General features: G+C 43.3%; 11 protein-coding genes. 7 read left to right on the top strand and 4 right to left on the bottom strand.

Annotated elements, in window-relative coordinates; translation table 11 throughout:
* The 3 genes from IQ242_RS08730 to IQ242_RS08720 all read right to left on the bottom strand — a co-directional run.
* Window positions 1-117, bottom strand: a 117-nt coding sequence (locus tag IQ242_RS08730) for an MgPME-cyclase complex family protein (RefSeq protein ID WP_193959694.1), incomplete at its 3' end; no start/stop codon positions are given.
* Between the two features lie 67 nt (window positions 118-184).
* A complete protein-coding gene (locus tag IQ242_RS08725; RefSeq protein ID WP_199328810.1) occupies window positions 185-907 on the bottom strand; it encodes a pyridoxine 5'-phosphate synthase in 723 nt (240 codons plus the stop codon).
* Window positions 908-966: 59 nt separating this feature from the next.
* Window positions 967-1,311 carry a YbaB/EbfC family nucleoid-associated protein gene (locus IQ242_RS08720; protein ID WP_193959692.1) on the bottom strand — a complete coding sequence of 115 codons (345 nt, stop codon included), beginning with the start codon at window positions 1,309-1,311 and terminating at the stop codon, window positions 967-969.
* Between the two features lie 263 nt (window positions 1,312-1,574).
* On the opposite strand from IQ242_RS08720, the gene IQ242_RS08715 reads away from it, so the two are divergent.
* Window positions 1,575-2,771: a DUF4377 domain-containing protein gene (locus IQ242_RS08715; protein WP_228020896.1), complete on the top strand. Its 1,197-nt coding sequence runs from the start codon at window positions 1,575-1,577 to the stop codon at window positions 2,769-2,771.
* A 520-nt stretch (window positions 2,772-3,291) separates the two neighbouring features.
* Here the strand turns inward: IQ242_RS08715 and IQ242_RS08710 are convergent.
* Window positions 3,292-4,068, bottom strand: coding sequence for a hypothetical protein (locus tag IQ242_RS08710; RefSeq protein WP_193959691.1), 777 nt, complete (start codon window positions 4,066-4,068; stop codon window positions 3,292-3,294).
* A 426-nt stretch (window positions 4,069-4,494) separates the two neighbouring features.
* Here IQ242_RS08710 and IQ242_RS08705 point away from each other — a divergent pair, with 426 nt between their 5' ends.
* The 6 genes from IQ242_RS08705 (at window position 4,495) to IQ242_RS08680 (ending at window position 9,915) form a co-directional block, all read left to right on the top strand.
* A complete protein-coding gene (locus tag IQ242_RS08705; RefSeq protein WP_193959690.1) occupies window positions 4,495-6,747 on the top strand; it encodes a ribonuclease R family protein in 2,253 nt (750 codons plus the stop codon).
* Between the two features lie 2 nt (window positions 6,748-6,749).
* Entirely contained in the window at window positions 6,750-7,532 is a 783-nt protein-coding gene (locus IQ242_RS08700) for a DUF3153 domain-containing protein (protein ID WP_193959689.1), read from the top strand.
* 306 nt (window positions 7,533-7,838) lie between these two features.
* Window positions 7,839-8,885, top strand: a complete 1,047-nt coding sequence (fbp, locus tag IQ242_RS08695) for a class 1 fructose-bisphosphatase (protein ID WP_193959688.1) — start codon at window positions 7,839-7,841, stop codon at window positions 8,883-8,885.
* Window positions 8,886-8,912: 27 nt separating this feature from the next.
* Window positions 8,913-9,371, top strand: coding sequence for a hypothetical protein (locus IQ242_RS08690; protein WP_193959687.1), 459 nt, complete (start codon window positions 8,913-8,915; stop codon window positions 9,369-9,371).
* A 51-nt stretch (window positions 9,372-9,422) separates the two neighbouring features.
* A complete protein-coding gene (locus IQ242_RS08685; RefSeq protein WP_002740538.1) occupies window positions 9,423-9,614 on the top strand; it encodes a hypothetical protein in 192 nt (63 codons plus the stop codon).
* The gene (locus IQ242_RS08680) at window positions 9,607-9,915 is read left to right on the top strand and encodes a type II toxin-antitoxin system PemK/MazF family toxin (protein WP_193959686.1); all 309 of its coding nucleotides are present in this window, start codon (window positions 9,607-9,609) and stop codon (window positions 9,913-9,915) included. The genes IQ242_RS08685 and IQ242_RS08680 overlap by 8 nt, the downstream gene beginning before the upstream one ends.
* Window positions 9,916-9,954 lie beyond the last annotated feature (39 nt).

The following is a 9,954-nucleotide window of genomic DNA, read 5'->3' as shown; positions in this document are numbered from 1 at the left end:
ATCTATTTCTTGACCTTTTTCTTGATAATTCCTGATTCTTTCCTTCAAAACTTCCTTTTCGATCGCTTCTTCTTCTAAAAACTTTTGACTGGCTACCAAATAATAATAAGTTGTCATCATCTTTCCTTTAATTTTTCAGTGTAATTGTTCGTTAGTCGGGAGATTAGCTGATAGCTGATGGCTTTTACAATTGTCCACGCATAGCCAATTTCATTTCCCTAACAGCCCGTTCCAACCCGACCAAAACCGCACGACTGATAATTGTGTGACCAATGTTCAATTCTTCCATATTGGGCAAACAGGCGACGGCATAAACATTCCAATAGGTCAAACCGTGACCAGCATTCACCCGCAAACCCAGAGAGGAAGCGTATTCACAACCTTCTTTAAGAATTGTTAACGATGCTTGACGATCGCTCTCCTGTTGTGCTTCGGCGTATTGACCGGTATGGAGTTCAATAAATTTCGCCCCCGTGTTAGCGGCCGCTTGAATTTGGGCAAAATCGGCATCAATAAACCAACTAACGGGGATATTAGCCGCTTGCAGGCGCTCTACAACCCGACAAAAACGGTCAAAATTGCCCAGCATATCGATCCCCCCTTCCGTGGTCACTTCCTGGCGCTTTTCGGGGACAAGGGTGACATAATCGGGTTTAATATCGAGAGCAATGGCGATCATTTCCTCCGTCGGGGCCATTTCCAGATTCAGATGAGTCCGCACCGTTTGCCGGAGAATCCGCACATCGCGATCTTGGATATGACGACGATCCTCGCGCAAGTGAACGGTAATGCCATCAGCACCACCGATTTCGGCCAAAACTGCCGCCGCCACGGGATCTGGTTCCACGGTGCGGCGCGCTTGGCGAATTGTGGCCACATGGTCGATATTGACACCCAAAGTCAGCAAAGTTGAACCTCCTTGTTTGTTAGTCCAACTTTCCATCTTACCATTGCGGTCAAAAGCGATTACATACTGGGGATATTTAAACCACTGGTCAGTTCTTCCATTTTGCTGCGCATGGTTTCCGTGGAGGCACTATAGGCGACTTTCATGGCTTCTAGAATAGACCCAGCCACAATCTCCAGATCTTGGGAGAGGAGAGCCGGATCGATTTCAATCCCCCGGGGTTCTTGGTTGCCACTGAGATAGACTGTCACCAAGCCATTTTCACTCTGGCCGGGAATTTCCATAGTTTCCAGTTCTTCTTGCAGAACTTTGGCCCCTTGTTGCACCTGTTGCGCTTTTTGGAAAGCGTCTTGTAGTTCTTTAATCTTACCGAGACCGAATCCGAATCCTTGTCCTTGTGCCATGATGTTTTTTTTGTTTAAGGGGTCACTCAAGGTTTTTATTGTACTGCTTAAGGTGAACTGGGGTCAACTTTTGGCCATTTGAGGGCAAAAAGTGATTAATGACAACGATGGCTTTCTGACTGGGTTAAGGTTTGAGGGAACTTGTTCTCTCTTCATCCGTCACGGGATGGTCAGAAAGAGAAATCCGAAAAATTATCCTAACCACTCAGTCGATTACCCCACGCCATAATACAATTGTTGCTTTGACGAGGAGAATAGCAATTTTGAACGCCAAAAAAACGGGAATTTTCTTGACAATTGCCCTAAGTTGTGCTTTAGCGGGGAAAGCGGCGATCGCTAATACTTCCCCTTTGGAGGGGACTCGATGGAAACTCAGGGGGTGGACAGCCGGAAGTTTGGTGAAAGAAACGGAAATTACTGCCGCTTTCCAGAAAAATATCCTCAGTGGTTCGGCCGGATGCAACCAGTATAATACCGGCTATCAAGTCAATAATGACACGCTCAAGGTTAACCAAGCGATCGCTACTACGAAAAAAGCTTGTCCGGAACCGCAGATGAAACAAGAAAATCAATATCTTGCTGCCTTGCAAGGAGTGGAACAATTCCAAGTGACAGCTAAAGGCGATTTACAGTTATTTTATCGTACTCCCGAAGGTTTAGGAATACTCACTTTTACCCCCGCACCAACTACCACGCGCACGGAAAGGACAATTTATATCAATTCTCGGAAACAACCCTGTAGCCAAGGCCCAACCAAAGACTGTTTACAGATGCGAGAAAAACCAGAGGAAAACTGGAGATTGTTCCCTAATAGTATCGAGGGATTTGATTATAAACCAGGATTTTTCTATCAAATTAAAGTTAGCGTTGAAACCGTCTCCAATCCAGCTACTAATCACAATTCGGAAACATGGAAGCTATTAGAAATTATTAGCCAAACCCCAGAAAAAGAGACTCCGCGAGCTTGGTTTGATCGACCGTTAACTAATTGGAATAAAGCCAAGGCACCTATCCCCAAATCTCCCGTTAAAACCGTGATTGATAACCAGTGTCGTGAACAGGTTCGTCCGGCAATTACTGCCAATGATCAAGCGCTTAATAAAGCAGGATGGTTACTGTACGGGTCCGTGCAAACCTATGGTAAAACTAGCGTTATTTCGGCCATGAGTGGAGTGGATGGAATGTGCCGACCGATGGGTTATCAAGACTTTGTTTTTGTCGATGGTAAATTCGCTGGCACTCTTTCCCCGCGACCGATGGATTCCCGCACTGATGGAGCATCTCAGAGAATTGTTTTACAAAATAGCGATCGAATTATTGTGGTTTTTAATCGCTATAAAGATACGGATCCTCTCTGTTGTCCTTCCCAATTAAGTCGCGTTATTTATCAAATCGAAACAGTCAGCGGAGTGCCAGTTGTTGTTCCCAAAGAAGCAGAAACAGAAGCAGTGAGAAACTAATTCAGTTATCAGTTATCAGTTATCAGTTATCAGTTATCAGTTATCAGTTATCAGTTATCAGTTATCAGTTATCAGTTATCAGTTATCAGTTATCAGTTATCAGTTATCAGTGAGATAGGGAGATAGGGAGATAGGGAGATAGGGAGATAGGGAGATAGGGAGATAGGGAGAAAAAGACTGGCAGCTAAGTGGGTGGGTGGAATTAAATATAAGATGAACGTAGGTTGGGTTGAAGCATGAAACCCAACGCCCGATTATGTTACGCTACCGCTAACCCATCCTACAAATAATTGTGCCTCCCTACTTAATAGCTTACTTTTTTATTATATCTCCCGCAAAAGTGAGTTTTTAATCGCAGATGCTATTAAAGTCCTTAACTTAAGGATTTTTACAGAAAAAGATCGCTTTTCTACTGCCAGAAAATAATCTATTTCTTTCTGCTTCTCCTGACTCGGAGAATACTGGCTCGGAGACTCCTCACTTAACGGAAGATTTTTGATTTATGCAGCAGGTTTATTGATTAGGCACTGATACTAGATAAGTAGTTATAGAATTCTAATAACTCCTCATTAGTTAGGAGTAAACGGGACTTTTTGCCATAGGTAGAAATCAGGTATTCCCGACCTTTTTCTGTGGTCCAAGCTAATCGTTTCATCTCTACATCAATTTTAGTTTTAAGGACTGAATAATCGATTTCTTCGGGAATAACAACAACTGGCTCCGGTTCTGGGGTTTCTTCTTCAGTTAAACTCGCTTCTTCTGGCAATTCTGATAATAAGGAGTAATTATCGGTTTCCGTTTCTAATAATAAAGGCTCTGGTTCCGGTAAGGGAATATCCTTAACTTGGGGTAATTCCGGTTCAATTTTAGCCGGGGGAATATCCTGAACTTGAGGTAATTCCGGTTCAATTTTAGCCGGGGGAATATCCTGAACTTGGGGTAATTCCGGTTCAATTTTAGCTTCAGGACGAGGTATTTCAGTGACTTTAGCCGTTTTAGTCGATTTTTTGGCACTAGGGACGGTTTTAGGTAAATCGGACGGTAGAGAAATATTATTGGGGCTGATTTTTTCCACAAGCTGGAGATCGGGGGTGTTTTCAGCCTCTAAAAGCAGTAAAGCTCGTTCTCTGGCTCTATCTTCGGCGATTTCCACCGTATCTGCCGCAGCTAAACCTGTAACGACCGTTTTTCCCTCAATTTCGATGATCGCTCTCACAATATACTTGCCGTGATCGATTTGAACTAACTCGCTAATCAGGGCAACTTGGGGGTAACGTTGGCGTAACTTTTGCAACATGGTGACTTTTTCGAGTTCTTTTGTACTTATATTAGAATACTCTATCGTAATTATGGAAAAATGTAGCAAGTTCTTGCTAAGATTAAAGGTTAGATAAAATTTTCAGTCCTAGGATTAGCCTTGCCCACAGCAACAAGATTCTACTAGGCTGAAGCTTCTGCCAGAAAGACTAGCGATTGCCAAAAAGTTTGCCAGTGTTCGCTATTGGCTTATACTAACGAAGGCTTCGATAATTCTCAGGGTAGGTTCGGGTGTTCGATGCTTGGTCAGTTTACCTTCACTGTCACCACCAGCGACCGCAATTACCCCGACAGAGATAATCTCTCGAGTCAATGGTTTGTTTAAATCAATCCTCTCATTATATAAGTATTTAAACTTAATTGTCCACCATTCCGTCAGTGTCTTGTAAGTAAGGATTATTGTTAGATGGACTTCTCGATCGCCACACTCCTCTCTCATCTTAGTGATGATAAATTAGCTACGGGTAAAATTCTCGAAAAAAAACTGGGCTGCGAAGACAATCCCGAAAGCTGCGAAAAATTGCAAGTGATTCTCGATGCTTTGGAACGTCTGGGAATGGTTGCCAAAGAACGCGGGCGCTATCGTCGTGTGATCGAGGAAAATATCGTAGAAGCAAAGCTGCGCTGTTCCAGTAAAGAATTTTGCTTTGCTATCCAAGATATCGAAGATGCTGATGACATCTACGTCTCGAAAAATCATCTCAGTAACGCTTGGAATGGCGATCGAGTTTTAGTCAAAATCATCCGTGAGGGAACCCGTCGTCGTTCCCCAGAAGGAGAGGTGAGATTAATTCTCGAACGAGCTAATCCTTCACTTCTAGCGCAAGTAAAACAGGAAAATGAGCAGTTTGTGGCGGTTCCCCTCGATGATCGCCTGAAATTTACGCTTAATCTCCTCGAAAATGGTCAAAATCTCCAAGAAAATATCGATCACCTCGTTCATGTTTCCGTCCTCCGTTATCCCCTAGGGGAAATGCCTCCCATCGGTAAAGTTACTCGCATTCTCGGTTCCACGGCCGAGGCCGCTGCCGACACAGATATCGTCTCCTGTAAACACGATCTACCCCATAATTTTCCGCCAGAAGCCCTCGAAATTGCCGATAATTTAGCAGATTTATTCGATAGTGGCGAAAAAGAACAACTGCGAGATTTAACCCCACTCTTCACCTTTACCATCGAAGATGACACCCCCCTGGATTATCCCCCAATCATTGAAAATGCCTTTTCTTTAGAGAAAATCAACCAAAATCGCTGGCAAGTCGCCATTCATATCAGCGATGTCACCCGTTACATCGAACGGGGCGGATTATTGGATAAAGTTGCCAAAAAACGGGGAACTGCCGTCTATCTAGGCGAAAAAGTGCTGCCATTAGTCCCGGCTGCCCTTGCCAGTCGTTGTTCCCTGTCACCCCAAGAACAGCGCCCCGCTATTTCTATCCTCGTCACCCTCGATGATAAGGGGGAGCTAGTGGAGTACGAAATCACCCGCAGCCTCATCCAAGTGGATCAACATTTTACCTATCAACAGGTGCGCGATCTGCTCAGTGAAGAAGATAGCGAAGCTGCCCCCACCGATACCGTTGAAACCCTGAAAGATTTATTTTTCAGCGTTTGCCCCACCCTAAAATCCCAACGTCTGCAGCGGGGTAGTTTTGATATTCAATTAGACAAAATCTCTCCCTACAAAGACGAAGGACGGGGGGGGACTGTTCTCGCTTCTAATAATTTACCGGCCCGTTCTTTACTGACAGAAGTGGCAATTTTAGCCGGCAAAGTTGTCGCTGAACATTTGCAAGCTTTAAACTTGCCCTGTATCTACTGTGGACAATCGGAACCGGATTGGGATGAATTGGAGGATTTACTCAAATTAGCCAATAATTTAGGGGCAGAATTAAATTTAACTGCCGAGGAGGAGATTAAACCCAATGACTATCAAAATCTCACCCGCACTTTTTCCGCTTCTTCATCGGTGAAAGTCCTCAATTATCTCCTGCAAGAAACTCTCAAATTAGTTAGATATAGCAGCCATCCTCTGCCCCATTTTGGTTTGGCCTATCCTAGCAATTATACCCACTGTCTCTCCCCCCTACAAAGATATGCCGATCTTTGGGTACAACGGGTGTTAAAACTCCTATTAACTGAGGGGAAAGATCGCCGCAGCAAAATCGTCAAAGTCGGGGTTAATTTGGGCAGTAATAGCTGTCATGGACAGATTCATTGGAATATTCTCCCAAGTCAAATTCAGGAGGAGTTAGAAGAAGAAAGCCATCTAATTGTTTCCCATCTCAATGATCGCTCAAAAATTGCTGAAGATGCCGAAAAAGACCTAGAAGGATTGAAAAAAGCCGAGAAAATGAAAGAAAAAATGGGTCAAGTTTTTCGCGGCTTAATTACCGGTGTACAATCCTATGGTTTCTTCGTGGAAATTTCCGATTTATTAGTGGAAGGGTTGGTCCATGTTTCTTCTCTCAAGGATGATTGGTACGAATATCGCGCCCGTCATAGCTGTTTGGTAGGACGGAAAAATCGCGTTGCCTATCGTCTCGGTGATGAGGTAGAAGTGGAGGTAAAAGATGTAGACTATTATCGTCAGCAAATCGATCTAGTTACGGTTAGCGGTGGCAGTTCAGCAAGTTATGACGACTTAGAAGAAGATTAATTATGAATCAACCAACCACCGAAAAAATCGGGAAAAACCGCTTTATTCTGCCCTTTTTATGCGGTATTTTTCTCTTTTTAACTGGCTGTGTCCGTTACGATGTGGGCATTAATTTTCCCCACCAACACCACGGGGAAATTATTCAACATATCACCCTCGGACAACGTTTAACCAGTCTCAGTCAAACCGAAGCCACTAAATGGTTAAATAGTATCGAACAGAGGGCAAAATTACTTAAGGGGAAAACCGCTCATATTTCCGAACGAGAAATAATTGTCACTATTCCCTTTAGTAATAGTCAGGAATTAGAGGAAAAATTCAATCAATTTTTTGATCCTAGTTCTTCCTTTAAAATCAAAAATTCCCCTAATACCGATGATATAAAGTTACTGCAACTAGATTCAAAACTGGCAGTGACAGAACAAGATTGGTTCTTTTTGAACCAGAAAAACTTAAAATTAACCGTTGATTTGCGGGCTTTAGGTGTGCTTTCCGAACAGGGAAATATTATCATTAGCCCCGGTTCCTTAGTTGATATCGACTTCGCTTTAAAGACTTCCTTCGCTGGTCAAAATATTGAAGATGACTCAGGATTAAATACCTCGGTAGAACAAGTTGATAATCAGTTAATTTGGCATTTAAAACCGGGAGAAATTAACACCATTGCGGCAGCTTTTTGGGTTCCTAACTATTTAGGTATCGGCACAATCGTTATTGTTTTAATAACAGTTTTTGCCTATTACTTGAAATATAAACGCTTGCCCGGTGTATCCCCATCGACTTAAATTGAGAGGGCAAGTAAGTAGTTAGGTGTTAAAAACTGTCAGACACCCCCCTTATCAAGGGGGGATTAAGGGGGGATCAACCCCTCCCTTATCAAGGGGGGATTAAGGGGGGATCCATCTTCAATTTAATTATAAACAGCTACTTATTGACCAAAATTTAATGATCAATGAGGGGAAAATTAGCCAACTCTAAAACTGATCTAAAAATTGGCCCGCAATAGGGAAAATCTTGGCTAGGATCAAACCATAGTCATAATTGAGACTAGACGGGTTTCCCTTTTTACTTCAACACTGGCAATTACAGTTATGGTTAGCAATATTCCCTTTTCTATCCCCGAACATAGCCTCGATCGAGATTGTACCACCCTCTCCCGTCACGTCCTGCAACAATTACAAAGCTTTTCCCCCGACGCGCAGGATTTAAGCGCAATTATGAGTCGGATTGCCCTAGCGGGGAAATTAATTGCCCGTCGTCTCAGTAAAGCGGGATTAATGGCGGATGTGCTAGGTTTTACTGGAGAAACCAACGTCCAAGGGGAATCAGTCAAGAAAATGGACGTTTTTGCCAATGAGGTATTTATCTCGGTTTTTAAGCAAAGTGGTTTAGTTTGCCGTCTTGCTTCCGAGGAAATGGATAAACCCTATTATATCCCGGAAAACTGTCCCATCGGTCGCTATACCCTACTCTACGACCCGATCGATGGTTCTTCCAATGTGGATATTAACCTAAATGTGGGTTCGATTTTTGCCATCCGTCAACAGGAGGACAATGATTTAGACGGAGAGGCGCGGGATTTACTGCAAAATGGTCGTCAACAAATCGCCGCCGGTTATATTCTCTACGGACCTTCGACTATCTTAGTTTACTCGATCGGTCGCGGTGTTCATGCCTTTGTCCTTGACCCCAGTTTAGGGGAATTTATCCTCGCCCAAGAGAATATTATTATCCCCGACCATGGCCCGATTTATAGTACCAATGAGGGCAATTTTTGGCAGTGGGATGAGGCAATTCGCGACTATACTCGTTATGTTCACCGTCATGATGGTTACACGGCCCGTTACAGTGGGGCATTAGTGGGAGATATCCATCGAATTTTAATGCAGGGTGGTGTTTTTCTCTATCCGGGTACTGTTAAAAATCCCCAGGGAAAATTGCGCTTAATTTATGAAACTGCCCCCCTTGCTTTTTTAATTGAACAGGCAGGAGGTAAAGCTAGTGATGGGGTGACAAATCTTTTAGATATCGTTCCCGATAAATTACACACCCGCACACCTTTAGTGATCGGTAGCGTCGAAGATGTCAAATTGGTGGAGTCTTTTATCGCTGATCGCCGTCATCGCGATCGAGTTTAACTTATAGTTTTATTTAGAGATATTGACATGGATTTACAATATCTGAAGTGGACTAAAAATGTAAGGCGAAACGATGGTACATGGGCATATCGGAAATATAAGGTTTCATCGCCCTTCCAACTGGAATGGAAAGATGATGAAGTCAATGCCAATAAACCCGAAAAAGATAGTTTGATACTACTCAGACAGCGAGGGTATGTTACCCATTTAGTAAAAGTTCTCGACTGCAAAGCCGAACGTGAAATTGGCAAGGATAATTACGACATCTATCGAATTGTTGAGGTGCTTTGGGCTATTGATTTTGATAATCCACCTGTATCAGCAAAAGCAGATAAGATGTTTGATTATCGAGTCAGGTATCAGGGTGGGAATGTGATGGAATTGGAGAAGTTACCAACTTTCAGACAGCGTTGGGATGACGATGGCGGTTTGGGGGGATTCCAAACTTACATTCAGAATTTATTGGGGCTGTCAAGCAATGACTAAGAGCCTTGTTAAGCTTGTGTTATAGTATTGAGCAGATATAGGGCAACCGCTATGACTGCTATAGTTCAGGAACTTTTAGATACCTTTGACCGCTTGACAGACTCAGAGCGGTTAGATTTGCTATTAGAGATTCTGAAGCGGACAATTCACCTGGATTTTCCGCCCTTATCTGATGAAGATCTAGTCCTCAATGCCGAGGGAATTTTTCTAGAATTAGACGATCAGGAAGCTTCCTATGGATAGCCCTGATCGTGGTCAGGTTTGGCTGGTTGATCTGGGTTATGTGGCCAAAGTCAGACCCTGTTTGGTTATCAGTATTCCTGCGCTCAATCAAGAGCGTGCCTTAGCGACTCTGGTTCCACATACGACAAGCTCTCGTGGTTCAAGATTTGAAGTTAAAGTCCAAGCTCGCTTCCTTAGAGAAGGAGTCTTTGATGTACAAAACATCGTTACAATTCCCCATGCAAAGCTTTTGCGTAAATTAGGAAATCTGACATCTGAGCAAATGATGGAGGTTGAGAATGCGTTATACCATTTTTCATAAGTAATGGCAGAGATGGTTAATCGCCCTCACCCCTAACCC

This window comes from Microcystis sp. LEGE 08355, assembly GCF_015207185.1.
GTDB lineage: Bacteria > Cyanobacteriota > Cyanobacteriia > Cyanobacteriales > Microcystaceae > Microcystis > Microcystis panniformis.
Note: the sequence above shows the minus strand (reverse complement) of the source record. Positions and strands in the feature narration are given on the sequence as shown.